Below are 26,252 nucleotides of genomic sequence, written 5' to 3'. Positions count from 1 at the left end.
TAAGAAGCAAAAAATTGCTGCTCCTAAAAAAAGTAGTATTTTTGCAATCTGAAAAAACAAATTAGTACCCAGAAAAAGCTGAAGGGTTAAACTTAAAAAACAACAGATGAAAGCATACGTATTTCCAGGTCAAGGCGCACAATTCACCGGAATGGGCAAAGACTTATATGAAAACTCACCATTAGCAAAAGAATTATTTGAAAAAGCGAATGAAATTTTAGGTTTCCGCATTACCGATATTATGTTTGAAGGCACAGCAGAGCAATTGAAAGAAACCAAAGTAACGCAACCAGCTGTTTTTTTACACTCGGTTATTTTGGCTAAAACCTTGGAAGATTTTAAACCAGAAATGGTAGCAGGTCACTCATTGGGTGAATTTTCGGCATTGGTGGCTAATGGCGCTTTGTCTTTTGAAGATGGTTTAAAATTAGTTTCGCAACGTGCGCTAGCGATGCAAAAAGCTTGCGAAATCAAACCTTCAACAATGGCTGCCGTTTTAGGATTAGCAGATAATATTGTAGAAGAAGTTTGTGCATCAATTGATGGAGTTGTGGTTGCTGCCAATTACAACTGCCCTGGACAATTAGTAATTTCGGGAGAAACTACAGCTGTAGAAAAAGCCTGCGAAGCTATGAAAACTGCTGGTGCAAAACGTGCATTATTACTACCTGTTGGCGGAGCTTTTCACTCTCCAATGATGGAACCTGCTAGAGAAGAACTAGCGGCAGCGATTGAAGCGACAACATTCTCTACCCCTATTTGTCCAGTATATCAAAACGTAACGGCAACTGCAGTTTCATCACCAGAAGAAATAAAGAAAAATCTAATCATACAATTGACTGCTCCAGTACGTTGGACCCAATCTGTACAACAAATGATTGCTGATGGTGCTACTTTATTTACCGAAGTAGGTCCAGGAAAAGTATTAGCTGGTTTGATTGGGAAAATTGATAAAGAAGCTGCAACAGCAAATGCTTAATTAATTTTTTAGTCAAAACCGACTTATAAAACAATCCTCATGAACAGTTGTTTATGAGGATTTTATTATTTACAAAAAAACCAAATCATCAACTTGACAATTTGGTTTTTTTTATAATGTGAAATCTAACTTCTAATTTTCTGTTCCCATTTCCAGGCGCTCTCCATGGCTTCATCCAAAGAAGACTGCGCTTTCCAACCCAATATATTATTGGCTTTATCGGTATTTGCGTAAGCTTCGGTAATATCACCTTCTCTACGGGGTACAATTTTGTAAGGGAGTTTTTTGCCGCTTACTTTTTCGAAACTTCGAATGACTTCCAACACAGAACTTCCTGTTCCAGTTCCAAGATTGAATGTTTCTACTTTTTCTGTATTTTTTTTATTTAACAAACGTTGTAAAGCGATTACATGGGCTTTCGCCAAATCGACTACGTGTATATAATCACGAATGCAGGTTCCATCTGGAGTTGGGTAATCATCTCCAAAAACAGCTAATTCCTCACGCAATCCAAAACCAGTCTGGGTTATAAAAGGCACTAAATTTTGAGGAACTCCTATTGGTAACTCCCCTATTTCAGCCGACGGATGTGATCCAATTGGGTTAAAATAACGCAGCAAAATTGCGTTAATATTCGTCGCTTTTGCAACATCATTTATTATCTCTTCCCCTATTTTCTTTGTATTTCCATATGGAGACATTGGCTGTTGTACAGGAGCATCTTCAGTAATAGGCATTTCTTCCGCTTGTCCATAAACGGTGCAAGAAGAACTAAAGATGAAGTTGGCTTTATCTTGTTTTGAAAGCTCTTGCAAAAGGAAAATCAAAGAAGCAATATTGTTTTCATAATACAACAACGGATTTCCCACACTTTCTCCAACCGCTTTTGATGCCGCAAAGTGAATAACTCCATTAATGTCATTATGCCTTTTGAAAAAATCCTCCACGCTTTTTTTCTCGCGTAAATCTAACTGTTCGAATAGAGGCATTTTGCCTGTAATAGTGACAATACCTTTCAAAACTTCTTCGGAAGAATTAGAAAGATTGTCAATAACAACAACATCAAATCCCTCATTTTGCAATTCTACAACAGTATGAGAACCGATGAAACCTAAACCTCCTGTAACCAGTATTTTCATATTTGCTTTTTTTTGCTATAGATACAATTTCTTGAGTCTCTATAATTAATATGTGAATTTTTAATACACAAAAAAGACGCGACAAATCGCGCCTCTAAGTGGATTATTTTAAAAACTCTAAAACGCTATCCGTAATAAATTTTATTTGTTCATCATCAAGTTCTGTATGCATTGGTAATGAAATCACTTCTTTTACTAACTGATTTGTTACTGGGAAATCTTCTTCTTTGTAACGCACATCCAAATAGGCTTTTTGAGAATGCAACGGAATTGGATAATAAATAGCACAAGGAATTCCTTTATCCAACAAATGCTGCATCAAACCGTTTCTATCGGCATCTATAATGCGTAATGTGTATTGATGAAAAACATGACAATCACAATTATCACAAATAGTTGGCGCAATAATATTTTTATGTCCTTCAAAAGCAGCGGTATATTTTCTGGCTGCATCTTGTCTTGCTTTTCCGTATTCATCCAAAAAGGGTAACTTGGCATTAAGAACTGCAGCTTGAATACTATCCAAGCGAGAATTTACTCCTACTACATCATGATGGTAACGTTCGTACATTCCATGATTTACAATCCCTCTTAATTTGTGTGCCAAAGCATCGTCATTGGTGAAAATTGCTCCACCATCACCATAACATCCTAAGTTTTTTGATGGAAAAAAAGAAGTAGAAGAAACATGTCCAATAGTTCCTGCTTTCTTTTTTGTTCCATCAGAGAATTTACAATTGGCTCCAATAGCTTGAGCATTATCTTCAATTACATATAAATTATGTTCCTTGGCAATAGTCATAATAGCTTCCATATTGGCTGCACGACCAAACAAATGAACCGGAACAATTGCTTTAGTTTTTGGAGTTATTGCTTTTTTAATTGCTTCAATAGAAATATTCATATTTACCAAATCTACATCTACTAAAACAGGTGTTAATTGTAGCAAAGCAATTACCTCAACAGTAGCTGCAAAAGTAAAATCGGCAGTAATGACTTCGTCCCCTGGTTTCAAATCCAATCCCATCATAGCAATTTGCAAAGCATCAGTTCCATTTGCACATGGAATTACATGTTTCACATCTAAATATTCTTCTAACGATTTTTGAAATGCATGAACCTGAGGCCCATTGATATAAGCATTGGTATCCAAAACTTCTTGAATAGAAGCATTAACAGTTGTTGCAATTTTATCGTATTGACTTTTTAAGTCAACCATTTGTATTTTTTTCATGTATTCTTTTTTAACATCTCATGCCATTCACGAGACCAATTAATAGAAGTAAACTTGCCGTAAGACCAAATTTTACATCAATTTAGCAATCCCAAACAAGCACAACAAAAATAGTTATTTAATGAGTTTAAACCAATGAAAATAACACAAAGAAAATGTATTTTTACAAAAAAAAATATCAATGCATTTTCTCTACAATTTAACTATTCAATTCGTCCAGTTAGCATTAAAAACCATTGCCCTATTTAGCCCAAAAATGAAACTTTTTGTGAACGGAAGGAAAAATGTATTTTCTATATTGGAACAAAAAATAGCCACTCAAGATCGCACAATATGGTTTCATGCAGCCTCTTTAGGAGAATACGAACAAGGCCTACCCGTAATTGAAAAGATCAAAGACAAATACCCAAATCATAAAATTGTAGTTACTTTTTTCTCTCCTTCGGGTTACGAAGTACGCAAAAACAACACTATTGCCGACGTAACAGTTTACCTTCCTTTGGATACACCCAAAAACGCCAAAAAATTTTTAAAATTAGTACATCCTGAACTCGTATTCTTTATTAAATATGAATTTTGGATTAATTACTTAGATCAATTACACAAAAAGAACACTCCTACCTATTTGATTTCAGGGATTTTTAGAGAAAAACAATTATTCTTTAAATGGTATGGAGGATTTTACAGAAAAGCTTTAGACACTTTTACTCACTTTTTTGTTCAAAATGAAATCTCAAAAAAACTAATCACTCAGTTAGGCAAAACAAATGTTACAATTTCTGGAGACACTCGTTTTGACAGAGTGGTAGCCATTTTAGAAAAAAACAATTCATTGGATTTTATAAGTCAATTTAAAAACAATAAAACAACAATCGTAATAGGAAGTTCATGGCCGAAGGATGAATCTTTACTCATAGAATATATCAATTCTTGCACAGAAGATGTAAAATTCATCATTGCTCCCCACAACATCAAAACAGAACAAATTCAGCTATTACAAAAAAATATAACAAAAAAATCTATTTTATTTTCTAAAAAAGAGAACCTTGATTTATCACAATTTGACGTGTTTATCATTGATACTATTGGTATATTGACAAAAATATATAGCTATGCAGATATTGCCTATGTCGGCGGTGGTTTTGGAAACCCAGGCGTTCACAACTTATTAGAACCTGCAACATTTGGCATCCCTATAGTAATAGGACCAAATTACTCGCACTTTGACGAGGCTACAAAATTAGTTCAATTAAAAGGCTGTTTTTCTATTAAAACCCATCAAGAATTAAACGCAACATTTTCAATACTAATTGATAATAAAACAATTAGACTTAAAACAGGTAAAATATGCGAATCTTTTGTACAAAAAAACAAAGGAGCAACAGAAACTATTTTAAACAAAATAAAACTACCTCTATAAATCAAAATAAAACAAACAAACCAACACAAAAAAACTCAAATAAAACACACTAATCCCTTACATTCCATTAGTTATTAGTTTAAGCTACACAACCAAAAATACTATTAATTCCTAAAAAAAATTAAAACGTTAATTCCTTTACAGGAAACACTTATAAAAACATGAATTTCAACACATAGAGACAACTTTAAGTTCTCATTTATGTTTAAAACACTGACCTGAACTCATATTACAATTTAACTTTTACAAATATTTTCTGATTATTATATCCTAAAAAGAAAAGCTAAAGTCCTGATAGAAAATTATTTTAAAAAAATAAATGAAAAAATATTTTACATATTAAAAATTTTATATCTTTGCCACGAATTAATAATTAACCTTTATATTAAATTAAGATGAAAAAAGTATTTTTAAGTTTAGCTGTTGTTGCTGTATTAACTGTTGTATCATGTAAAAAAGCTGACGCACCTGCTGAAGAAGCTGTAGCTGTAGATTCTACTGCTGTTGTTGCTGATACTACTGCTGTTGTTGCTGACACTACTGCTGTAGCTGCTGACACTACTGCTGCTGCTCCTGCTGCAACTCCTGCTGCTGCACCAGCTAAGTAATTTCAAATTACGCTAGAAAAAAATAAGCTGCATTTTATGCAGCTTTTTTTTTGGTTTTATTTTACTGCAAACAGCTTACACCAACAAATAAAACCCCAAAAAAAATGCTACCCAGAAAATTTCCAAAATAGCATTTTTTTATTCAATAAAAGCTTCGAATTCAATCCAAAAAAATAAAATCATTTTCCGAGAAATCCAATATCTCTGATACCGAAGCATATTTTACAATTTCATCAATACCTTTCTGAACCCTTAATTCTGTTGTATACTTTCTACTTAACGCAATTTGTGCACCATCCAAAAAAAGCTTAAAAAAGTACTTATTCCCTGGTGATTTAAATTTAGAAAAAGTTGCCAATTCTATATTGTTTTTAAAATATTCTATAGCTTCCTCACATTCAAATTTAAGCTCATATCGCATACTAGTAAAAATCACTTTCCCTTTTCTTGACGTAAATACAAATTTGTAATGATCATCAAATCTTTTACTTATTACAAAAGCCCCCATTTGATTTAAGATTTAAGATTATAACACCTGAAGAATAAAACAATAAAAAAAACCAACCACTATACCATAAAAAAAAGCCCCAAACATAGTTTGAAGCTTTCTTGTACTCAGAGCGGGACTTGAACCCGCACGAACATTGCTGTTCACTGGATTTTAAGTCCAGCGTGTCTACCAATTTCACCATCCGAGCGAATTACTTTATGTTTTATACTTAAAAATTAAATAAAAACAAACCAAGTATTATTTGGTACTTGAGCGAAAAACGGGGCTCGAACCCGCGACCTCGACCTTGGCAAGGTCGCGCTCTACCAACTGAGCTATTTTCGCATTTTCAATTCTTAAAAAGAACAGCAACACTTGATTTCTATTAACTCACCTAACTTTATCAATCAGAGGAGTTCGTTGAACTTGTTTGCGGTTGCAAATTTAGAACATTTATTCAATTACACAAGCCTTTTTTTTAAAAAAATTGAAGAATAAAATTAACCTTCTGACAACGATTTGTTTAAGAATAAAAAAAATAAATTTCAAATTTCCAGAATCCGTTTTTATCACAATAAACTAAAAACTCACCTTCTTGATAACATCCTTTTTATTTCATTGAGCTTCATCAATGCTTCAACAGGAGTGATGGTATTTATATCTAAATTTACGATCTCTTCTTTGATTTCTTCCAACAACGGATCATCAAGATTAAAGAAACTCATTTGCATCTCTTCTTTATCCGATTTGATCCCTACAAGAGCATCGCTAGAATGATTTTTTTCTAGCTTTTTCAACATTTTCTGCGCTCTTGATATAACAAGCTGAGGCATTCCAGCCATTTTTGCTACATGAATTCCAAAACTATGTGCAGATCCCCCTTTTACCAATTTACGTATAAAAAGTACCGTATCTTTTAATTCCTTGACCGAAACATTATAATTCTGAATTCGAGGCATCGAATCACTCATTTCATTCAACTCATGATAATGTGTCGCAAACAAAGTTTTAGGTCTGGAGGGATGTTCATGCAAAAACTCTGCAATAGCCCATGCAATAGAAATTCCATCATAAGTACTGGTTCCTCTTCCTATTTCATCTAGCAACACCAAACTTCGGTCTGAAATATTATTCAAGATAGAAGCAGTTTCATTCATTTCTACCATAAAAGTAGATTCACCCATCGATATGTTATCACTCGCTCCTACTCTAGTAAATATTTTATCCACTATTCCCATTCTAACACTCTCGGCAGGTACAAAACTTCCCATTTGAGCCAACAATACTATTAATGCAGTTTGACGCAAAATAGCCGACTTACCAGACATATTAGGCCCCGTAATCATGATTAACTGCTGTACTTCCCTATCTAAGAAAACATCATTAGCAATATAAGGAACTCCAACAGGCAATTGCTTTTCGATAACAGGATGCCTACCATTTTTAATTTCAAGTTCAAAAGTATCATCAATATCTGGACACACGTATTTATTTTCGATAGCCAATTGAGTAAACGAACACAAACAATCCAATTGCGCCACCAAATTGGCATTCATTTGAACAGGTTTAATATATGTAGCAATCCAACTCACCAATTGCTCAAACAAATCGGATTCGATTTTATGAATTTTTTCTTCTGCTCCAAGAATTTTAGTTTCGTATTCTTTTAATTCTTCGGTAATATATCGTTCAGCGCTGACCAACGTTTGTTTTCTTATCCATTCTGGCGGCACTTTATCTTTGTGTGTATTTCGAACTTCGATATAGTATCCAAAAACATTGTTAAATGATATTTTTAGAGAAGAAATCCCCGTACGTTCGGACTCTCTTTTTTCGATTCCCTCCAAAAACTGCTTTCCAGAAGTAGAAATGGCGCGCAAATCATCCAATTCAGCATTAATTCCTTTTGCAATAGCATTCCCTTTTGCAACTGCAACAGGCGCATCTTGATTCAAGGTGATTTTTATCTTTTCACGCAATAAATCACAACTGTGCAAACTATCTCCAATTACTTTTACAGCTTCTTGAGGACTTGCTAAAGCTAAAGTTTTCACAGGAATAATAGCATCCAAAGATTCTTTAAGGTAAACCACCTCGCGAGGCGAAACCTTACCTGTAGCAATTTTAGAAATCAAACGCTCCAAATCTGAAATCTGCTTGATTTGGTTTTGAATGTTTTTCAAAATATCTTGATTTTCATTCAAATAGGAAACTACCTGATGACGGCTTTTTATTTTATTACTATCCTTTAAAGGCAAAGCTAACCAACGTTTTAACAATCGTCCCCCCATTGGCGAAAGTGTTTTATCAATCACATCTAAAAGTGTAACTGCATTTGGATTATAACTGTGATACAATTCAAGGTTTCGAATCGTAAAACGATCCATCCAAACATAAGCATCTTCGGCAATTCTCTGAATAGCCGTAATATGTTGCACCTTATTATGTTGTGTTTCTGATAAATAATAAAGAATAGCTCCAGAGGCAATAATTCCTTCATTTAATTCCTCGATTCCAAAACCTTTTAAAGAAACCGTTTGAAAATGTTTCGTTAATATTTCAAAAGCATAATCTTCTTTGAAGATCCAATCTTCAAGATAGAAATTATGAAAATCTTCACCGAAAATTTCGCGAAAATCACTTTTATTATTTTTTGGAACTAAAACTTCAGATGGATTAAAATTTTGAAGCAGTTTATCGATGTATTCAGCATTGCCCTGAGCTGTTAAAAACTCACCCGTAGAAACATCCAAAAATGAAACACCAATTGTTTTATTGGCAAAATAAATAGCTGCCAAGAAATTATTGGTTTTGGACTGTAAAACCTCATCATTCATAGATACTCCAGGAGTTACTAATTCTGTAACACCACGCTTTACAATAGTTTTAGTCATTTTTGGATCTTCCAATTGATCACAAATTGCAACACGAAGGCCCGCTTTGACTAATTTTGGCAAGTAGGTATTAATGGAATGATGCGGAAAACCCGCCAGTGCCGTTTCCGTTTCAGAACCCGCACCTCTTTTTGTCAATGTTATTCCTAGGATTTTTGAAGCACGAACAGCGTCTTCCCCAAAAGTTTCATAAAAATCTCCCACACGAAACAACAAACAAGCATCAGGATATTTCCTTTTGATTTCATTGTACTGTTTCATTAATGGAGTCTCTTTAACTATCTTATCTTTTGCTGCCAAAATTGTTGTATTTGAATGAATAAAAAACTCAGCGAATTTATAATTTTATATACAAAAAACTAAGGAGAAAAAAATTTAAATTAGTTTTAAGAAAAATTTACATTGCAATTTTGTTTATTTGTATAAATTTGTCACATAATTCAAAAAACACTATGAAAAAAATATTTCTATTAGCTATGCTAACTGTTTTAGGAGTAACCACTTCTAATGCTCAAGACACCTCTAAAAAGAGCAAAAAATCAAAAACGACTGCAGTTGCTGCTTTACCAAAAGTAGACGGTGCTGGAATGGTTTTTGAAAATGAGACAATCGATTATGGAACTGTCGCTCACAATGCAGAACCAAATCGTCAGTTTGTGTTCACTAACAATGGTAACAAACCATTAATTATTACAAACACACAAGGATCATGTGGATGTACAGTACCTACAACACCTAAAGAACCAATTGCTCCAGGAGCAAAAGGAATTATTGGAGTACGATATGCTACAGACAGAGTTGGACCATTCACAAAAACGGTAACGGTAACTTCAAATGCTGAAGGACAACCATCAAAAGTACTTACTATAAAAGGTACAATTTTACCAGATGCAGCGCCAGTTACAAAAAGCTAATATTCCTTTTTAAAGATAAAAGTAAAGGCTTCCTGATTTTGGGAAGCCTTTTTTATAAAACACTATTGAACAAATGAGAAAACTCGAAAATAGCGAACTAGAAAGAAAATCTATTGAAGATTTTAAGAAATCCAAAAAAACTCCACTGATATTGGTTCTAGATGACATTCGCAGTTTACACAATATTGGCTCTGTATTTAGAACAGCTGATGCCTTTTTGATCGAAAAAATAATACTCTGTGGAATCACTGCAACACCTCCGAACAAAGAAATACACAAAACCGCACTTGGCGCTACAGAAACCGTTTCTTGGGAACACCAAGAGAATGTACTAGATGTTATCACCAATTTAAAAAAAGAAAATATCACTACACTGGCAATTGAGCAAGTACAAAGTGCTGTTTTTCTTCAAGATTTCAAAGTCAATAAAGACCAAAAATATGCTTTAATCTTCGGAAATGAAGTTTATGGAGTAGCACAGGAAGCTGTAGCAATATGCGATGGATGTATAGAAATCCCACAATTAGGCACTAAACATTCTTTGAACATTTCTGTTAGTGCTGGGATTGTAGTTTGGGATCTATTCAAACAATTTAATAAATAAAATTAATTTACAAAAATTCCTTTTTTTTTATAATAAACTTCAAAACAATTCCTTACAATTTGTATTAAATGCTTATTTTTATAAAATGAAAATTTATACGCATTTCTACATACTAATACTTTTAGTACTTACAACTCATACTATTTGTACTGCTGAAAACACCTATAAAAACCCTCCCAAAAAGGGATTTACAACTTCGATCCTAAAACCAAAACGCAAAGCTGATTTTCTTGCAAACGTAGCTCCAATAGTTACTGCGACTGACAATCAAACTTATTGCCCATTAACAAGCGTAAACATTGCAACCACTATCAATATTGTCGATCCAGATGACACTACTACTGATGCAATTTATATACAAATTTCATCTGGTTACATCAATGGACAAGACCAATTAATCTTCAATAATGCCCTGTTGCATCCTAAAGTGACAAGCAGTTGGAATTCAAGTGAAGGAAAATTAACGCTAAAAAGCCCATCTGGAATCCCAGTAACATACGTTGATTTTATAAGTGCCATCAAAGATGTTCAGTTTAGCAATTCTTCCCCTTCCCCTACAGGAACCAGAAATTTTTCTATCAGTATAGGTCAGGCCAATTATTTACCTCGAAATGGTCATTATTATGAATATGTTCCTGGTTTAGGAATCACTTGGACCAGCGCAAAAACCGCGGCAGATACAAAAACATACTATGGACTTAAAGGGTACTTAGCTACGCTTACAGCTGCAGATGAATCACAATTAGCAGGAAAACAAGCCCCAGGAGCTGGTTGGATCGGCGGCAGCGATGCCGAAACAGAAGGCGTTTGGAAATGGGTAACAGGCCCTGAAGCTGGAACAATCTTTTGGAACGGAACCTCTAGTGGTTCTAGTCCAAATTTTGCCTTTTGGAATTCCAACGAACCGAATCAATTAGGAGATGAAGATTACGCCCATATTACAGCGCCAGGAGTAGGCATAACTGGCTCTTGGAATGACTTATCCAATATAGGCGACACTAATGGCGATTACCAACCCAAAGGTTATATTGTAGAATATGGAGGAACAGCAGGAGATCCAATTCTACAACTTTCGGCCAGTACTACATTAACAATCGCATCTATTACAAGCACCACACCTAATCACAGATGTGATTCTGGAACTATTACATTACAGGCTACCGCTTCTGCAGGAATAATTAATTGGTATGATGCCTCAATTGGAGGTACTTACCTAGGAAATGGAACAAGTTTTATTACTCCAAGTATAAACACTACAACAAGTTATTATGTAGAAACCTCAACAACCAGTTGCTCAAGTATTAGAACAGCTGTCGAAGCTAAAATAATTAATACACCCGTAATCTTAACAACAAACTCACCTGTACCCAATTGTGGTCCTGGAGTATTTAATTTAAAGGCTACATCGACGATTGGAACTGTAAATTGGTACTCGCAAATTGGAGGAACAATACTAAGTACTGGATCAACATACTTCACACCTCAGATTACCAAAAACACCACTTATTATGCCGAAGCTATAAACAACGGCTGCACAAACGGATTAAAAATCCCAGTTGCTCTTATTGTTTACCCGCTACCTGTAGTGAATGATGAAACAGTAAAAAAATGCAGCTCGGATACAGCTCTACTGGACGCATCAATTGCCAACATGACTTATCTTTGGTCAACCGGCGAAATTACCCCAACAATTGTAGCTACGAATATAGGAGTATACTATGTTGACATAACCAGTCCTGCACCAGAAAATTGTACTAATCGAAAAACAATTACCGTACAAGAGGACCTAAAACCTAAAATAAAAAATATAATCGTTGACGAAACAACCGTTAGCATAGAATTAGTACAAAATGAAGATTATTTTGAGTACTCAATTGACGGAATTAATTATCAAAACTCAAATGTATTCACTAATGCTCCCAGCGGTTTACAAATGGCTTATGTTCGAGACATCAACCAATGTAACAATGACTACAAACCTTTTATAGTTATAATTGTTCCAAAATTTTTCACACCAAACAACGATGGAAATAATGATGTTTGGGAGATAAAAGGACTGATAAATTACCCTTTAGCACAAGTAACACTTTTTGACCGTTACGGAAAACTAATAACACATTTAGATTCCTACTTTCGTAGTTGGGATGGAACTTTTAATAAAAATCCTTTACCAGCAACAGATTATTGGTATGTTATAAAATTAGATAAAGATAGTCCCGAAGTCAAAGGCCATTTTTCCTTGAAGCGATAAATTATAGATTACTCTTTTCTTGAATTTTATTCAAAATAAAAAGATAATCCTCTTGATTGTTTACAAAATCACGATCGGAAACATCAATTACCAAAACATTCAAATCAGTTTGGCTTTTAATATATTCTAAATATCCTTTGTTTATTTTATCCAAATATTCTGCCGTAATATCTTGTTCATAGATTCTTCCACGACTCTTTATATTTTGTAACAATCGAGTAGTGTTTTGATAGAGATAAATATACAAATCGGGTTTTGGCATTTCTTTATAAATAATATCAAAAAGAGTACGATACAAACGAAACTCATCTTCTTCCAATGTAATCTTAGAAAACAATAATGATTTAAAGATATGATAATCGGCAATAATAAAATCTTTGAATAAATCAAATTGTGACAAATCATCCGACAACTGTTGATACCTATCGGCCAGAAAAGACATTTCTAATGAAAAAGCATAACGACTTTGATCATCATAAAATTTAGGCAAAAATGGATTATCGGCAAAACGTTCCAATACGGTCTTCGCATTAAAATCTTGAGCCATTTTTACAGCCAAAGTAGATTTTCCAGCACCAATATTCCCTTCAATAGCAATATAGTTGTAGTGATTTAGTCGAATAGAGCTCAACGGGTTTTCTAATTCATGTACTACTTCGCAAACACTATCATCGGGAGTAATTTGAATCAACTCTGAAATGGATTTTTTCAAAATAGGATGTTGCCAACCTATAGTCAAATCCTGAAAAGGCAACAAAACAAATTTTCTATTTTGCATTAATGGATGCGGAATTTGAAGATGCTCAATATTGATTATTTCTTCATCAAAAGCAATCAAGTCAACATCAATAATTCGAGATTGATAACCTAGTTTTTCATTGCGAATACGGCCCAGTTTTTTTTCAACTTCTAAAATTTGCTCCAAAATTTGAATTGGTGATTTGGAAGTATGCAAAAGCAAAGCACAATTAAAAAAGGCTTCGCTTTCAAAACCCCAAGATGGAGTTTCATACAATTTAGAAACTTTTATAATAGTACCTATTTCCAAATGAATCAATTCGAGACATAATTCGATGTTTTTCAAACGATTGCCTTGATTGCTTCCAAGAGATAAAATGACCTGATGTTGTAATTCCATAATTACCACAAATTAAGTAAAAGAATTTTAGATAAGCAGTATATTTGCCTCTAGTGTTACAATTTATTTTCATCATAGAATGTAACAAATCAATACAATTTACTACTTATTAGAAAAATAAATTTATATGAGATTTTTAGGAAATGTAATGGCTACCATTATTGGAATTTTTGTTTTTTTTATGCTATTCTTCTTTGGGATTATACTCATAGGAGCCATTTTTGGTGGAGAATCCGAAGGGGTTGAAGTCAAAAACAATTCAGTAATCGAATTGAATCTAGAAAACATCTCCAATGATTACGCCGGAAAATACAAAGACCCTTGGATGGATGTCTTCTCGGAGAAAAAAAGCATCGGACTTACAGACATCATCAATGCTATTGCTGTTGCAAAAACAGATAATGACATTAAAGGAATATCGATTTTAAACGAAGATTCTTCTCTAGGATTAGCCCAAAGTAAAGAATTGAGAGAAGCTCTGATTGATTTTAAAAAATCAGGAAAATTTATTATGGCTTATGCCAATAATTATTCACAAAGAGATTATTACCTGAACTCTGTTGCCAATACCATTTATTTAAATCCAGCAGGAGACCTTGATTTCAAAGGATTATCAACTGAAATTATGTTCTTTAAAGATTTACAGGAAAAATCAGGAATAAAAATGGAAGTTATCCGTCACGGAAAATACAAAAGTGCCGTTGAACCATTCCTAGAAAACAAAATGAGTGATGCCAATAGAGAACAAACAACCGCTCTATTAAATTCAGTTTGGAATTCGGTTATAACCGATATTTCAGAAAGTCGTCATATTTCAACAGCTAGGTTGAACGAAATAGCAACTGGTCTATTGGCTCGTACTCCAGAAATGGCCAAAGCCAACAAGCTTATTGATATTGTTGCTTATGAAGACGTCTACCATGACGCCATCAAGAAAGCCTTGAAAGTACAAAAGAATGAAGACTACAATAAAGTATCAATAACTGATTATGCACAAAAAACAGCAACAACTTCTATACTCTCAGAATCAGACAATCAAATTGCTGTAATTTATGCGCAAGGTGAAATTCAAAGCGGCGAAGGAGATGTCAACGTAATTGGTGAAGGTTCTATGCGTCGTTCCCTGCAAGAAGCCAGAAAAAACAAAGACATTAAGGCTATCGTACTTCGTGTTGACAGTCCAGGAGGAAGTGCTTTGACGTCGGATTTGATTTGGAGAGAAATCGAGTTAACCAAAAAAGTAAAACCAGTAGTTGTATCTATGGGAAATTATGCAGCTTCAGGAGGCTACTATATTGCTTGTAATGCCAATAAAATTTTTGCAGAAAAAAATACGATTACAGGTTCAATTGGGGTTTTCGGAGTATTGCCTAACTTTAGCCAATTATCCACTAAAATCGGAATTCATACAGAACAAGTTACCACCAATGAAAACTCCAATTACAGTCCGTTTGTTCCATTGAACGAAAAATTCAAAGGCGTGACTCTTGAAGGTGTAGAACGTGTTTATAAAACATTTGTAACTCACGTTGCCGAAGGAAGAAAAATGACATTTGCACAAGTAGATTCTATTGCACAAGGTCGTGTTTGGACAGGATCAGAAGCTTTGAAAATAGGATTGGTAGATAAAATCGGAAATCTAAATGATGCCTTAAAAGAAGCTGCTTCTTTGGCCAAAATCAAAGATTATTCTACACAAAACTTTCCTGAGTATGAAAAAGATTTTAGTGACATATTGGCTAAACTTCCTTTTGCCAAATCTAAAGAAGCTTTAATCAAAGAAGAATTGGGAGAAGAAAATTATTTTGTATTACAACAAATTAAAAAAGTACAACTTCAAAAAGGAATTCAAGCCAGAATGCCTTTTGAAATAAACATTCAATAATTTTTATTCTTAAACAATTAGAAACCCTTTCAGTTTTAAAATCTGAAAGGGTTTCGCTTTTATGAAAAGGTTGTGATTTGAAAATCATAAATTAAAATTAAAGAATTGTAATACCATATTTCATTATAAAAACAAATAGTACCTTCGCATGATGTTTTTACCAAACAACAAATAAACAAACCTTCTTTTATAAAAATAACCCCAAATTATTTAACCAAAATGCCAAAGAAAATTTTAAAAATAGTTGGAATTATACTGATTCTACTTGTCGCTTCCTTATTTGCTATTCCGTATTTCTTCAAAGATCAAATAAAAGCTAAAATCACCGAAGCCATCAATGAAAAAGTAGATGCCAAAGTTTCATTTGCAGATGCAGATTTAAGCTTGTTCAAAAATTTCCCTAAAGCAACAGTAACTTTAGATAAATTATTAATTATCAACAAAGCTCCTTTTGAAGGAGATACTTTGGTTTCTTTAGGTGAATTGAATTTAAAAATGTCCATCAAGGAATTGTTTAAAGGCAAAGAAGAAGCCATGCAAATTGAAGGAATCACTTCAAAAAATGGGTTCATCAATATTATTTTCAACAAAGATGGTATTGGGAATTTTGATATTGCTTTAAAAGACAACAAACCAAAAGAAGAAGGCAAAAGCGACCCAATGCTTTTGAAAATTAAAAAATACCAAATTGAAAATTTCAAGTTTCAATACTTTGATGAGTCCTCACAAGTACGAATGGTTATTGACAGTTTGAACCACGAAGGAGCTGGTGATTTTAATAACACAAAATTGGATTTAGACACCAAATCGACTGCTAAACTATCTCTTAATATGGGCAAAATCAATTACATGAAAAATGTTGCCTTGTCACTTGATGCTGTTTTAGGAATTGATTTAGAAAAGAGCAAATACACTTTCAAAAAGAATAAAGCATTGATCAACCAATTGCCTTTAGAATTTGACGGTTTTATACAAATGGTTGATGCTGGGCAGGTTTATGATTTAAAATTCAAAACGCCAACATCCTCGTTCAAAAACTTTTTGGGTCTGATTCCAGCAGCTTATGCTTCGAGTTTAGAAGGTGTAAAAACCACAGGAGATTTTACCGTTACTGGTTTTGCCAAAGGAATGCTGACGGATACTACAATTCCGAAATTCAACATTGCTATTGCTTCCAACAATGGTTCCTTTCAATATCCGAACTTACCAAAATCGGTTCAAAGTATTGTAATAGATACCAAAATTGTAAATGAAACAGGTTTAATGAATGATACTTATGTAAATTTAGATAAACTTTCTTTTAGAATAGACCAAGACGTTTTTGATGCGAAAGCCAACATAAAAAACATTAGCACAAATGCATTGGTAGATGCTGCTTTGAAAGGTACCATTAACTTGGCCAATCTTTCCAAAGCCTATCCTATAAAAATGGACAAACCGCTTACGGGTATTTTGAAAGCCAATGTAACAACCAAATTTGATATGGCTTCGGTAGAGAAAAGTCAATACCAAAACATCAATAATGTAGGAACAATAGGTTTAACAGGATTTAATTATGCTGACGGTAATGGCAAAAACATGACCATTAATTCGGCTTTGGTACAATTTAATCCAAGTCAGGTACATTTGAAACAATTTAATGCCAAAACAGGAAAGAGTGATCTTAGCGTAACAGGGGTTTTGGATAATTTTTATGGTTTTATGTTTAGAAAGCAAGAATTAAAAGGAAATTTTAACTTGACTTCCAACCAATTGGCTGTTAGTGATTTCATGACAACCGCTACTGCCCCAGTTGCTGCAACTGAAGAAACACAAAAAACCAAGAAAGCCGAACCTTTGAAAATTCCAGCTTTCCTTAATTGTACGCTTACCGCAAAAGCCAATACGGTTTTGTATGACAACTTAACTTTGAAAGCGGTTTCTGGGAAAATGATTATCAAAGACGAAAAAGTTACTTTAGAGAATGTAAAAACATCGATTTTTGGAGGAACAATTGGTGCTAACGGTGCTGTTTCCACAAAAGGAAAAATACCCGTTTTTGACATGAATCTTAATTTGAACCAAGTTGATATTCAACAAAGTTTTACTCAATTGGATATGTTGAAAAAAATTGCGCCAATAGCGGGAATTGTAAATGGAAAAGTAAACACCACCATCAAATTGAATGGAAATCTAGATGCTACTGAAATGACACCCGATTTAAAAACACTGACAGGCGATTTGGTTGGGCAATTACTATCGACTACTATTAATGCAGAAAACTCAACAATGTTAAAAGCATTGAGTTCTAATTTAAAATTTATAGATTTAAGTAAAGTAAACCTCAATGACATCAAAGCGGCACTAACGTTTAAAGACGGTAGAGTATCTGTAAAACCATTTGATGTAAAATACCAGGATATTAAAGCCGTTGTAGGCGGTACACACGGTTTTGACCAAAGTATGGATTATAACATCAAATTTAATGTACCCGCAAAATATCTGGGCAAGGAAGCAAATGCGTATATCTCAAAAATGTCACCAGCAGATGCAGCCAAATTTGATAATATCCCTGTAACGGCATTGATGACCGGAACATTCAGCAGTCCGAAAATTTCTACCGACATGAAAACGGTGTTGACCAACTTGACCATGCAATTGGCCAAACAACAATCGGATAAATTGGTTAAAAAAGGAGCTTCAGAGTTGGATAAATTACTGAACAGCGGTAAAAAAACAGATGCTGACACCACTAAAACTAACGCTCAAAAAGAAGACATCAAAAAGAAAGCGGGCGATTTATTGAATGGTTTGTTTAAGAAGAAAAATTAGAAGCTGAGAAGCTAATATACTAAGATTTAATCCTAACTTATTTTAAAAATGAGTTAGGATTTTTTATTTTAAAAAGAGGCCTCAATATCTCATTGCAATCAAAATTTCTTGATTAGCGTGAGCGTGAGGGATAGCGCCAAGTTACCGAAGTAACGGCAATAGCCCGACCCCGTTGAGCAAAGGGGCAGCCTGAGCGGTACTATAAATAAGCCCCTTTGCTCAACGGGGGCACGCCCAAATAGTATTTAAAATTCTAGTTTTACACTTTCAATCGCACCACATAGCCTTCAAAACTTCGAATATTAAAAACCGTTCCATCCTCAAAAATAAGGTATTGACCTTTGATTCCTGTAAGTTTTCCTGTGAAACTATGCATTTTGTCCAGGCTCAAACTGTTTACTTTTTTTGGGTAACTCAATACTGGAAAATGCATCTCGTACAAATCGTTTTTATCTGAATAAAAATACTCTTGTACTTCGGGTGGAATTAAATTTTCAAGTTTTAAACGCTCGGCAATAAGATCGACATGTACAACATCGTTTTGTAGCATTTTGCGCCAATTGGTTTTATCGGCATAATGGTTTTTGAGGGCTACCTCGGTAATCCCTGCCAAATATCGATTGGGAACTTCGACAATTGAAATCGCTTGAGACGCGCCTTGATCAATCCATCTTGTTGGCACTTGAGTTTTTCGAGTCACTCCAACTTTGACCTCACTAGACAATGCCAAATAAACGATATGGGGTTGCAGTTGGACTTTTTCTTCATAATCCAAATCACGGTCTGCAATGCCTAAATGAGCAGTACTCAACTCAGGCTTCATAATCCAATCTCCCACAGCAGGACTCGAATAAAAACAATCATAGCAGAATCCTTGGCGAAATATTTTTTTCTTTTTACCACAATTGAGACATTGATATCCTTCAAAATTGATTTCCAACTCTTTGTTTAATAATTGATTCATGTTCAAAAAACTGTTTTCGAAAACCAAGTAATATTGAATAGGATCACCGAATTCAGTCTGCATTTTGGAAAGTACACCTTTGTATGTCATTGGAGATTTAGATTGTAGCGTAGTGATTTCAGAATATTAATTTCAGTACACTTCATAAATTTTAGATTATATAATATCTATTATTGAAATAGAATCTTTAATGTAAATAAATTGTTTTTTACAAAAAAACACTATTTTTGATACGTTGGCAAAGTTACAGTTTGTCAAATGATATTCAAATCTAAAATCAAAAATCAGCATTCTAAAATCACAAATCCTCATGCCTTTATCCATCATCAATTCTATCGCTTCTTGGTTTTTAAAACAACGAATTCATCAAATTGAGCTTTTTTTAAAATATCCAAATGAAGTACAAGAAGAATTATTGATGAATTTGATACGTTCTTCAGAAGGTACCGTATTTGGCAAACAATATGATTACGAATCCATAAAATCCTATCAGACTTTTACAGATAGAGTACCCATATCAACCTATGAAGATCTAGAACCTTATATCGAACGAACTCGAAAAGGGGAGCAAAATGTACTTTGGGAAGAACCCATAAAATGGTTTGCAAAATCCAGCGGAACCACTAATGCCAAGAGTAAATTTATCCCCGTGAGTAATGAGGCCTTAGAAGATTGTCATTATAAAGGAAGTAAAGATTTGTTGTGCATGTATTTGAATAACAACGAGGATTCTGAAATGTTTTTGGGAAAGAGTTTACGATTGGGAGGCAGTTCACAGATTTATGAAAACAATAATACTTTTTTTGGAGATTTGTCGGCTATTTTGATAGAGAATATGCCTATTTGGGCTGAATTTAGCAGCACACCCAGCAGCAAAATCTCTTTAATGAGCGAATGGGAAACCAAAATGAGTGCCATCATTAATGAAACAATCAACGAAAATGTAACTAGTTTTGCAGGAGTTCCTTCTTGGATGCTAGTTTTAATGAATAAGGTGCTGGAAGAAACAGGAAAAACAAACCTTATGGAAGTTTGGCCTAACTTGGAAGTATATTTTCACGGAGGTGTAAGTTTTGATCCCTATCGAGAACAATATCAAAAAATACTTCCTCAAAACCAATTCAAATACTACGAAATTTATAATGCCTCCGAAGGCTTTTTTGCCATTCAGGATTTAAATAATTCTAGTGATTTACTGTTAATGCTAGACTACGGGATTTTTTATGAATTCATTCCGATGGATACTTTTGGCACACCTGACCAAAAAGCCATCCGATTAGCGGATGTGCAATTATTCAAGAATTATGCCATGGTGATTACCACTAACGGCGGATTATGGCGATATCTTATTGGTGATACTGTTCGTTTCACCTCTTTAAATCCTTATCGTATTCGAGTTACGGGGCGCACCAAACATCATATTAATGTATTTGGAGAAGAATTAATGGTCGAAAATACAGATCAGGCCATTGCCAAAGCTTGTCATATTACCCAAACCGAAGTAGTGGATTATACTGTTGCTCCAATATTCATGAAGGATAAAGAAAAAGGAGGCCATGAATGGATGATTGAATTTAAGAAAAAACCAAAAGACATTGCCACATTCCAAAAGACTTTGGACGATACGTTACAATCCTTAAACTCGGATTACGAAGCCAAGCGTTACAACAATATGACTTTAAATCCCTTGGTTATTAATGTTGCTAGAGAGCGATTATTTTACGATTGGCTTAAAGAAAGTAACAAACTGGGAGGACAACACAAAATTCCAAGATTATCCAATAAAAGAGATTATCTGGAGCAATTGAAAAAAATGTAAATCCTAAGTTTATAAAATTGGCATTATAATCATTAGCTTCCTTTCTTGTCATATCTTATTATACTATTGGTTCTATTTTTGATGGAACAAGATGTACTGAAAATACTCAAAAAAGATCAATAAAAAGTAAATTCACAGCAATTAGAATATCCTTTTAATTTTATGCCTTTAAAATAAAAAAACCTGCTCAATTGACTGAGCAGGCTTTTACAACTATTTAATTATCAGAACTTAAGAAGCTATCTCCAATCGTTTCAATAAATTTTTATTTAGTGTTTCTTTGGCGTATTCCACATCAATTTCTAATTTTTTATCATCAGAACTCGGTAATTCATACATCGCATCTGTTAGAATAGCTTCGCATAACGAACGCAATCCACGAGCACCCAATTTATATTCTAAAGCTTTTTCAACAACAAAATCTAAAGCTTCGTCTGTAATCGTGAATTCAACCTCATCCATCAAAAATAATTTTTGATATTGCTTGATTAAAGCATTTTTAGGTTGTGTCAAAATCGCACGTAACGTTTCTCTATCCAGAGGATCCATATGAGTTAAAACAGGCAAACGCCCAATGATTTCAGGAATCAATCCAAAGTCTTTAATGTCTTTTGGGATAATGTATTGCAACAAATTGTCTTTGTCGATATTATCCACATTTTTAGATGTAGAATACCCAACTGCCTGACGGTTCAAACGTTTTGAAATAATACGCTCTACTCCATCAAAAGCACCACCGGCAATAAACAAAATATTTTGTGTGTTTACCTCAACAAATTTTTGATCTGGATGTTTACGACCCCCTTTTGGTGGTACATTAACAACAGTTCCTTCCAATAATTTCAATAAAGCCTGTTGCACACCTTCTCCCGAAACATCACGAGTAATAGAAGGATTATCGCTTTTACGGGCAATTTTATCAATTTCGTCAATGAAAACAATTCCTCTTTCGGCTTTGGCAACATCATAATCGGCAGCCTGCAAAAGACGCGTCAAAATACTTTCGACATCTTCTCCCACGTAACCTGCTTCGGTTAGCACTGTTGCATCAACAATAGCAAGTGGCACATCCAACATTTTGGCAATCGTTTTGGCTACCAAAGTTTTTCCTGTACCAGTTTGCCCTACCATGATGATATTGCTTTTTTCAATCTCTACTTCGTCGTCTAATTGCTGTTGCATCAAACGTTTGTAGTGATTGTAAACCGCCACCGACATTACTTTTTTGGTTTGTTCTTGTCCAATTACATATTGATCAAGGAAAGCTCTAATTTCTTTTGGTTTCTTTAAAATCAAATCACCTATGAGCTTAGAACCTCTATTCGTTTTTAATTCTTCCAAAACAATTCCGTGTGCTTGTTCGATACATTTATCACAAATGTGAGCATCGATGCCCGCAATCAATAAATTGGTTTCTGGTTTCTTTCTTCCGCAGAAAGAACATTGTAATACTTGTTTTGCCATCTTTTTAGATTGCAGATTTCAGACAACAGATTTCAGATTGCAATAAACTGCTATCTAAATTCTGTTATCTGTTATCTAATTTAACTTCTTCTCAACACTTCATCAATCATTCCGTATTCTTTGGCTTCATCGGCAATCATCCAATAATCACGTTCACTGTCTTGGTGTACTTTATCAAAAGTTTGACCAGAGTGATGTGAAATAATTTGGTATAATTCATCTTTTAATTTCAACATTTCGCGTAAGTTGATTTCCATATCGGTAGCAACACCTTGTGCTCCTCCAGATGGTTGGTGAATCATAACACGAGAATGAGGCAATGCCGAACGTTTTCCAGCCGCACCTGCACACAAAAGAACAGCTCCCATAGAAGCGGCCATTCCAGTACATATTGTAGCTACATCTGGTTTGATGTATTGCATCGTATCATAAATTCCTAAACCTGCATAAACACTTCCTCCAGGTGAATTCAAATAAATCTGAATGTCTTTGGAAGCATCAGCACTTTCTAAAAATAATAATTGAGCTTGAACGATATTTGCAATTTGATCATCAATTCCTGTGCCAAGGAAAATAATTCTATCCATCATTAATCTAGAAAAAACATCCAATTGCGAAATATTCAATTGACGCTCTTCTATAATATAAGGAGTCATATTTTTAGGATTCATGGCTGCTACTATTTTATCATAGTACATTGCATTTACCCCTTGACCCTTAATCGCAAATTTTTTGAATTCTTTTCCGTAGTCCATTTTAAAAAAGTTTATAAGTTTATAAGGTATATTTTCTAATGTTATTTAATGTTTTAATGGTAAAGCAAAGGTCGTACCTTTTTACTTTTTGTGACAAACTGTCTCATTATAATTTTTAAGTAAGTATTCAACTATCTCAAATTGATATTCGTTACCCATTTCAAACAAAAGAGCGCCAAAGCAAAAATCTTTTGACGCTCAAATATAACATTTTTTTTCTTTAGATTATATATAGAAAAAATCCCTTTCCCCTATATGATTGCCTTTTAACTTATTCCCCCTTCGAGGGTTAGAGGCTTTATTCTCCGTAAGAAGCAGCAATAAATTGATCGTAAGTTACTTCTTTAGTTGCTGGATTCGCTTTTTCTTTGAATAATTCAAGTAATTTAGCCGCAACCACTTGATCAGAAAGTCTTTTTACTTCTTCTTGGTTCGATAAAACTCTAGCCACAATTCCTTGAACTTCTTCGTCAGTAGGATTTGTTTGTCCAAATTGAGCCATTTGTTGTTTGATTGCATTTGTAGTAAATGATTTCAAATCTTCAAAAGTAATTTGAATATTGCTTGTAGCCATTGCTTTTCCTTCAATCAATTGAAAACGCAATCCTCTTTCAGATCTTGCATATTCTACGATTGCTTCTTCTGGAGTCAATTGTTTTTCCCCTACAGTTTGCAACCATTTAATTAAGAATTCAGATGGCAAATCAAATTTTGTATTTTCGATCAAGAAATCTTGAACATCAGCCAATAATTTTTGATCCGCTTGTTGCGCGAATTGAGATTCAGCATCTTCTTTGATTTTTGCTTTCAAGTCTTCCAATGAAGCTACAGTTCCAGCACCAAAAAGTTTGTCGAACAATTCTTGATTCAATTCAGCCAATTCAGCTCCATTGATAGCCTCGATAGTAAAATCAACATCTACAGCCAAACCGTGTACATTGTCGTGACCTACTTTCAAATAATCCATCAATTGGTGGTCGTCTTCAAATAAACCTTTAGTATTTACAGTAACAACATCACCTACTTTTTTACCAATGAATTGATCAGCAGTCGCTTTATCTTTAAAAATTGCCAAAGCAATTGTAGTTGCATTATTGATCTCTTCAGCCTCGTTAGAGAAAGTTCCAGTAATGTCAGACTCAGCTACAACAACTTCTTGAGGAATTGGAGTACCAAATTGTTTTTGGATACGAGCAACTTGACCGTCAATTAATTTATCATCGGCAGTAACGATATATTTTACGATATCATTTTTAGCTTCAAGATCTAATTCAAAATGAGGAACCAAACCAATTTCGTACTCAAAAACCAACTCTTCATCATCCCAGTTGAAGTTTTCGTTAACTTTAGGAAGTGGAGTCCCCAAAAGGTTTAATCTTTCTGATTGCACATAACGCTCCAAAGCCAAATCAACAACTTTCTTAACTTCTTCTTGTTTGATAGCCTTACCGTATTGTTTTTCTACAAGGTCTTTTGGCACAGCTCCTTTTCTAAACCCTTTTACAGTCGCCAAAGGCATTTTTTCGTTTATTCTTTTTGCTACTTGTCCTTTGTAATCCATGTGAACAACTGTCATTACAATCGTTTCATTCACAGCGTCTATTGCTACTCTTTTGATATCCATCTTCTTCTTTAATTTACATTATAAAATTGGGTTGCAAAATTATGAAATTTTTGCAACCCAAACAAGTATTTTAAGAATTTGAATTTTAGCTGATTATTTAAGGAAATCAGGAGAGAATTTATGCCACAACAAAAATCATTTGGGCGAGACCCCATTAGAAAAAGAGGCCTATTTTACTATACGCTCATTCGGCCTCTTTCCCTAATGCGGTCGGGCTATTTGCGCTACTTCGGTAGCCAGCGTCTATCCCTCTCGCAACGATTAAACGAGATATTTAGTTAAAAAAACAATGTTTAAACTAAAAAATCTGTGTGCCAAACTATTTATTAAAACTCAAAACAGAAACCTCATCCCCAACCGAAACATTCCCCAATCCCAGTCCAATCACATTTTGACCAAATAGAACTTTATTGCCAAAATTTCTGTATTTCGCTAATGTTTTCAAAGGATCTTTTCCTGAAATGATTCCTTTTTCTTGATCAACAGTTGTCATCACGCAACGGTCACAAGGCTTCACTCCTACAAAAGAAACATCCCCAATTCTAAAGTCACGCCAAGTATCCTCCTCAAAAGCGTCACCATTGGTAAAAACAAAATTCGGACGAAAGCGATTCATCGGAACAGGATTTTTCATTCTCGAATTCAAATCGTCCAACGAAGCCTGACCAATAATCAAAAAAGGATAAGCATCAGAAAACGAATTGTTTTCGACTCCCGTGATGGCATATTTGGGATCTAATTTTCGCTCACTCTCTTCTGGCATATAAACCAATCGTACCGAAAAACCCAATTGCTTTGTAAACCAATCGGTAATCGTTGCACTTACTTCAAAAGCATCTATCAAATCATCCCAAACAGTAACTGTTATTTTAGACTGGGATCCCAAAAAAACAGGCCGAAGTGGAATATCAATTGATTCCAAATTAAATCTGTGCGTAATTCGCAAAAAATCAACAACAATCTCAGTATTAAAAAGCGCCAATTTAGGATACTCCCGTTGTGACAAAAAGCGCCCATCATCATCCACCAATAACCAACGCCTATCCAATTCCAAACCTCGGTCTGTAACTTTGGATTTTTGCAATTGGATTCCACCAAATGATTTTACAGGATAAATCCAAATTTCTGAAAGTTGCAACATACCGTATTTTTTTTCGAAATTAAGAAAAAGAGGATACAAAAAAAAATCCCGAAATTTATAATTTCGGGATTTTTACTTTATTAAATTTTGCTAGCGAATTTGTTTTAAATAACATATT

Annotated in this window: 19 protein-coding genes and 2 tRNA genes; 9 read left to right on the top strand and 12 right to left on the bottom strand. The window is 34.1% G+C overall.

Annotated features, from left to right (window positions below; all coding sequences use genetic code 11):
- Positions 1-106: 106 nt before the first annotated feature.
- The gene (gene fabD, locus OZP06_RS10290) at positions 107-979 is read left to right on the top strand and encodes an ACP S-malonyltransferase (protein ID WP_269221769.1); all 873 of its coding nucleotides are present in this window, start codon (positions 107-109) and stop codon (positions 977-979) included.
- A 125-nt stretch (positions 980-1,104) separates the two neighbouring features.
- Here fabD and galE read toward each other — a convergent pair whose 3' ends face one another.
- On the bottom strand, positions 1,105-2,118 hold the full coding sequence (gene galE, locus OZP06_RS10285) for a UDP-glucose 4-epimerase GalE (RefSeq protein WP_281323680.1): 1,014 nt from the start codon (positions 2,116-2,118) through the stop codon (positions 1,105-1,107).
- Positions 2,119-2,221: 103 nt separating this feature from the next.
- Positions 2,222-3,352, bottom strand: a complete 1,131-nt coding sequence (locus OZP06_RS10280) for a DegT/DnrJ/EryC1/StrS family aminotransferase (RefSeq protein WP_281323679.1) — start codon at positions 3,350-3,352, stop codon at positions 2,222-2,224.
- A 181-nt stretch (positions 3,353-3,533) separates the two neighbouring features.
- Between OZP06_RS10280 and OZP06_RS10275 the strand changes: the two genes are divergently transcribed.
- Positions 3,534-4,772 (top strand): glycosyltransferase N-terminal domain-containing protein, encoded by a 1,239-nt coding sequence (locus OZP06_RS10275; protein ID WP_269221767.1) that lies wholly within the window; start codon positions 3,534-3,536, stop codon positions 4,770-4,772.
- A gap of 395 nt (positions 4,773-5,167) precedes the next feature.
- The gene (locus OZP06_RS10270; RefSeq protein ID WP_269221766.1) at positions 5,168-5,380 is read left to right on the top strand and encodes a hypothetical protein; all 213 of its coding nucleotides are present in this window, start codon (positions 5,168-5,170) and stop codon (positions 5,378-5,380) included.
- 160 nt (positions 5,381-5,540) lie between these two features.
- Here the strand turns inward: OZP06_RS10270 and OZP06_RS10265 are convergent, their stop codons facing one another.
- The 4 genes from OZP06_RS10265 to mutS all read right to left on the bottom strand — a co-directional run bounded on the left by OZP06_RS10265 (position 5,541) and on the right by mutS (position 9,064).
- Positions 5,541-5,888, bottom strand: coding sequence for a DUF1508 domain-containing protein (locus OZP06_RS10265; RefSeq protein WP_281237970.1), 348 nt, complete (start codon positions 5,886-5,888; stop codon positions 5,541-5,543).
- Positions 5,889-5,992: 104 nt separating this feature from the next.
- A tRNA-Leu gene (locus OZP06_RS10260) sits at positions 5,993-6,078 on the bottom strand.
- A gap of 64 nt (positions 6,079-6,142) precedes the next feature.
- Positions 6,143-6,215 (bottom strand) — tRNA-Gly (locus tag OZP06_RS10255).
- Between the two features lie 242 nt (positions 6,216-6,457).
- Positions 6,458-9,064 carry a DNA mismatch repair protein MutS gene (gene mutS / locus OZP06_RS10250; RefSeq protein WP_269221764.1) on the bottom strand — a complete coding sequence of 869 codons (2,607 nt, stop codon included), beginning with the start codon at positions 9,062-9,064 and terminating at the stop codon, positions 6,458-6,460.
- Positions 9,065-9,216: 152 nt separating this feature from the next.
- Between mutS and OZP06_RS10245 the strand changes: the two genes are divergently transcribed.
- The 3 genes from OZP06_RS10245 to OZP06_RS10235 all read left to right on the top strand — a co-directional run bounded on the left by OZP06_RS10245 (position 9,217) and on the right by OZP06_RS10235 (position 12,533).
- Positions 9,217-9,678: a DUF1573 domain-containing protein gene (locus OZP06_RS10245; protein ID WP_281323678.1), complete on the top strand. Its 462-nt coding sequence runs from the start codon at positions 9,217-9,219 to the stop codon at positions 9,676-9,678.
- Between the two features lie 73 nt (positions 9,679-9,751).
- Positions 9,752-10,282, top strand: a complete 531-nt coding sequence (locus OZP06_RS10240) for an RNA methyltransferase (protein ID WP_269221762.1) — start codon at positions 9,752-9,754, stop codon at positions 10,280-10,282.
- An 85-nt stretch (positions 10,283-10,367) separates the two neighbouring features.
- A complete protein-coding gene (locus OZP06_RS10235) occupies positions 10,368-12,533 on the top strand; it encodes a T9SS type B sorting domain-containing protein (protein ID WP_269221761.1) in 2,166 nt (721 codons plus the stop codon).
- 1 nt (position 12,534) lies between these two features.
- Here OZP06_RS10235 and folK read toward each other — a convergent pair whose 3' ends face one another.
- The gene (gene folK, locus OZP06_RS10230) at positions 12,535-13,671 is read right to left on the bottom strand and encodes a 2-amino-4-hydroxy-6-hydroxymethyldihydropteridine diphosphokinase (protein ID WP_269221760.1); all 1,137 of its coding nucleotides are present in this window, start codon (positions 13,669-13,671) and stop codon (positions 12,535-12,537) included.
- 127 nt (positions 13,672-13,798) lie between these two features.
- Between folK and sppA the strand changes: the two genes are divergently transcribed.
- Together sppA and OZP06_RS10220 are read left to right on the top strand one after the other, a co-directional pair.
- Positions 13,799-15,556 carry a signal peptide peptidase SppA gene (sppA, locus tag OZP06_RS10225; protein ID WP_281323677.1) on the top strand — a complete coding sequence of 586 codons (1,758 nt, stop codon included), beginning with the start codon at positions 13,799-13,801 and terminating at the stop codon, positions 15,554-15,556.
- Positions 15,557-15,775: 219 nt separating this feature from the next.
- Positions 15,776-18,367, top strand: a complete 2,592-nt coding sequence (locus tag OZP06_RS10220; protein ID WP_269221759.1) for an AsmA-like C-terminal region-containing protein — start codon at positions 15,776-15,778, stop codon at positions 18,365-18,367.
- A 259-nt stretch (positions 18,368-18,626) separates the two neighbouring features.
- Here the strand turns inward: OZP06_RS10220 and OZP06_RS10215 are convergent, their stop codons facing one another.
- Positions 18,627-19,421 (bottom strand): DUF2797 domain-containing protein, encoded by a 795-nt coding sequence (locus OZP06_RS10215; protein ID WP_281323676.1) that lies wholly within the window; start codon positions 19,419-19,421, stop codon positions 18,627-18,629.
- A 220-nt stretch (positions 19,422-19,641) separates the two neighbouring features.
- On the opposite strand from OZP06_RS10215, the gene OZP06_RS10210 reads away from it, so the two are divergent.
- Positions 19,642-21,150, top strand: coding sequence for a GH3 auxin-responsive promoter family protein (locus OZP06_RS10210; RefSeq protein ID WP_269221758.1), 1,509 nt, complete (start codon positions 19,642-19,644; stop codon positions 21,148-21,150).
- Between the two features lie 231 nt (positions 21,151-21,381).
- Here the strand turns inward: OZP06_RS10210 and clpX are convergent, their stop codons facing one another.
- From clpX to OZP06_RS10190, 4 genes are all read right to left on the bottom strand, one after another.
- Positions 21,382-22,614 carry an ATP-dependent Clp protease ATP-binding subunit ClpX gene (gene clpX, locus OZP06_RS10205; RefSeq protein WP_269221757.1) on the bottom strand — a complete coding sequence of 411 codons (1,233 nt, stop codon included), beginning with the start codon at positions 22,612-22,614 and terminating at the stop codon, positions 21,382-21,384.
- Positions 22,615-22,694: 80 nt separating this feature from the next.
- Positions 22,695-23,369, bottom strand: coding sequence for an ATP-dependent Clp endopeptidase proteolytic subunit ClpP (gene clpP, locus OZP06_RS10200; protein ID WP_269221756.1), 675 nt, complete (start codon positions 23,367-23,369; stop codon positions 22,695-22,697).
- Between the two features lie 298 nt (positions 23,370-23,667).
- Positions 23,668-24,993, bottom strand: coding sequence for a trigger factor (locus tag OZP06_RS10195; RefSeq protein ID WP_269221755.1), 1,326 nt, complete (start codon positions 24,991-24,993; stop codon positions 23,668-23,670).
- Between the two features lie 319 nt (positions 24,994-25,312).
- Positions 25,313-26,134: an MOSC N-terminal beta barrel domain-containing protein gene (locus OZP06_RS10190; RefSeq protein WP_269221754.1), complete on the bottom strand. Its 822-nt coding sequence runs from the start codon at positions 26,132-26,134 to the stop codon at positions 25,313-25,315.
- Positions 26,135-26,252: the final 118 nt, after the last annotated feature.

It is taken from the genome of Flavobacterium sp. IMCC34518, assembly GCF_027111095.2.
In the GTDB taxonomy this organism is placed as follows: Bacteria; Bacteroidota; Bacteroidia; order Flavobacteriales; family Flavobacteriaceae; genus Flavobacterium; species Flavobacterium praedii.
This window is presented reverse-complemented; position numbering and strand designations above follow the sequence as displayed.

Coding starts and splice junctions, on each gene's coding strand:
- OZP06_RS10265 (WP_281237970.1), bottom strand. CDS start 5,888: ATGGGGGCTTTTGTAATAAGTAAAAGATTTGATGATCATTACAAATTT.
- OZP06_RS10215 (WP_281323676.1), bottom strand. CDS start 19,421: ATGACATACAAAGGTGTACTTTCCAAAATGCAGACTGAATTCGGTGAT.
- fabD (WP_269221769.1), top strand. CDS start 107: ATGAAAGCATACGTATTTCCAGGTCAAGGCGCACAATTCACCGGAATG.
- OZP06_RS10280 (WP_281323679.1), bottom strand. CDS start 3,352: ATGAAAAAAATACAAATGGTTGACTTAAAAAGTCAATACGATAAAATT.
- OZP06_RS10240 (WP_269221762.1), top strand. CDS start 9,752: ATGAGAAAACTCGAAAATAGCGAACTAGAAAGAAAATCTATTGAAGAT.
- clpX (WP_269221757.1), bottom strand. CDS start 22,614: ATGGCAAAACAAGTATTACAATGTTCTTTCTGCGGAAGAAAGAAACCA.
- OZP06_RS10245 (WP_281323678.1), top strand. CDS start 9,217: ATGAAAAAAATATTTCTATTAGCTATGCTAACTGTTTTAGGAGTAACC.
- OZP06_RS10220 (WP_269221759.1), top strand. CDS start 15,776: ATGCCAAAGAAAATTTTAAAAATAGTTGGAATTATACTGATTCTACTT.
- OZP06_RS10235 (WP_269221761.1), top strand. CDS start 10,368: ATGAAAATTTATACGCATTTCTACATACTAATACTTTTAGTACTTACA.
- clpP (WP_269221756.1), bottom strand. CDS start 23,369: ATGGACTACGGAAAAGAATTCAAAAAATTTGCGATTAAGGGTCAAGGG.
- OZP06_RS10190 (WP_269221754.1), bottom strand. CDS start 26,134: ATGTTGCAACTTTCAGAAATTTGGATTTATCCTGTAAAATCATTTGGT.
- OZP06_RS10270 (WP_269221766.1), top strand. CDS start 5,168: ATGAAAAAAGTATTTTTAAGTTTAGCTGTTGTTGCTGTATTAACTGTT.
- sppA (WP_281323677.1), top strand. CDS start 13,799: ATGAGATTTTTAGGAAATGTAATGGCTACCATTATTGGAATTTTTGTT.
- folK (WP_269221760.1), bottom strand. CDS start 13,671: ATGGAATTACAACATCAGGTCATTTTATCTCTTGGAAGCAATCAAGGC.
- OZP06_RS10195 (WP_269221755.1), bottom strand. CDS start 24,993: ATGGATATCAAAAGAGTAGCAATAGACGCTGTGAATGAAACGATTGTA.
- OZP06_RS10210 (WP_269221758.1), top strand. CDS start 19,642: ATGCCTTTATCCATCATCAATTCTATCGCTTCTTGGTTTTTAAAACAA.
- OZP06_RS10275 (WP_269221767.1), top strand. CDS start 3,534: ATGCATTTTCTCTACAATTTAACTATTCAATTCGTCCAGTTAGCATTA.
- galE (WP_281323680.1), bottom strand. CDS start 2,118: ATGAAAATACTGGTTACAGGAGGTTTAGGTTTCATCGGTTCTCATACT.